The following is a 1,040-nucleotide window of genomic DNA, read 5'->3' as shown; positions in this document are numbered from 1 at the left end:
CTATGAATCCTATAACGGATTCACAACAGGGCGCACATACTACTGATTAATGGCATCGGAGCTGTTATCTTCCTTCTATTCTTTATCCTCAACATGCGAGATTTCACAAAGAAAAACTACAGAACCTCATAACAATAGGAGTTGATACATATGTGGAAAAAGATTAATAATTATAAGTTTCATCTAAAAGATTTGAAATTTATGACTTGGCTATTTCCAATTGTCGGTTTGTTATATGCCTATGAATTCTTTTCTGGGCTAATGTACCACCAGGAGGTTCGTTGGCTTAAGTTAATATGCATGGCGATAATGATTATAGGATTCATGGATACTAGAAAAAAGCTTAAAAACAAAGATTATAGAGTGGCTTAAATCACCAAACACTCTTGAACTCATTTTCGAATCATTGTATTATATTTTCGGGTCTTACTTCATAAATCATTATCAGGAGAATCTGCAGGTTTGCAGGTTCTTTTTTTATAAAATAAAAAAGCAGCGGATTCGCTACTTTAACTGGTTACTTATATTTCAAAATTCCTGCCGTAGCTGTTCGTATTCCTCCATCATAATTCCTCCTCTTTTAATTCTTTCGCTTTAGCATAAATAGTAGAACGCGGAACTCCCGTCATTTTTGAAATATCATTTACACTCAAACCATTCTCTTTCCTATTAAAGAATAAGTTCATAGCCTGCTTCACCTGTTTTTCATCCTGCCCCTTACGCCCCATATGTTTCCCCATTGCTTTGGCTCTTTCTCTTCCTTCAGCTGTTCTTTCGTTAATTAAATCCCTTTCAAACTCAGCAATAGCCCCTAACATAGTAAACATCAATTTACCTGCTGGTGTAGAGAAATCAATTTGTTCTTTAAGAAATACTACCGCTATTCCTCGATCAGCTAATTGATTTACAATCTTATGCAAATCAAATATCGATCTAGCTAAACGATCTATTTTACAAACAACAAATTTATCCCCTTCTCTCATATACTCTAATGCCTTTTGCAATTCTTCCCGATCACTATTAGCTCCACTGTACTTTTC

Annotated in this window: 2 protein-coding genes; one reads left to right on the top strand and one right to left on the bottom strand. The window is 34.9% G+C overall.

Going from position 1 to position 1,040, the window contains the following annotated elements; translation table 11 throughout:
• Positions 1-150 precede the first annotated feature (150 nt).
• Positions 151-372, top strand: a complete 222-nt coding sequence (locus tag BB045_RS09855; RefSeq protein WP_029441601.1) for a hypothetical protein — start codon at positions 151-153, stop codon at positions 370-372.
• Positions 373-563: 191 nt separating this feature from the next.
• Here the strand turns inward: BB045_RS09855 and BB045_RS09850 are convergent.
• Positions 564-1,040, bottom strand: a 477-nt coding sequence (locus BB045_RS09850; protein ID WP_075140726.1) for a recombinase family protein, incomplete at its 5' end; no start/stop codon positions are given.

Source organism: Staphylococcus sp. MB377 (genome assembly GCF_001922505.1).
GTDB lineage: Bacteria > Bacillota > Bacilli > Staphylococcales > Staphylococcaceae > Staphylococcus > Staphylococcus haemolyticus.
The sequence above is the reverse complement of the archived record's forward strand: the minus strand, read 5'-3'. Positions and strand labels throughout refer to the sequence as shown.

What these genes read in the sequence shown, in the direction of transcription:
- BB045_RS09855 (WP_029441601.1), top strand. Translation starts at nt 151, where the DNA reads ATGTGGAAAAAGATTAATAATTATAAGTTTCATCTAAAAGATTTGAAA.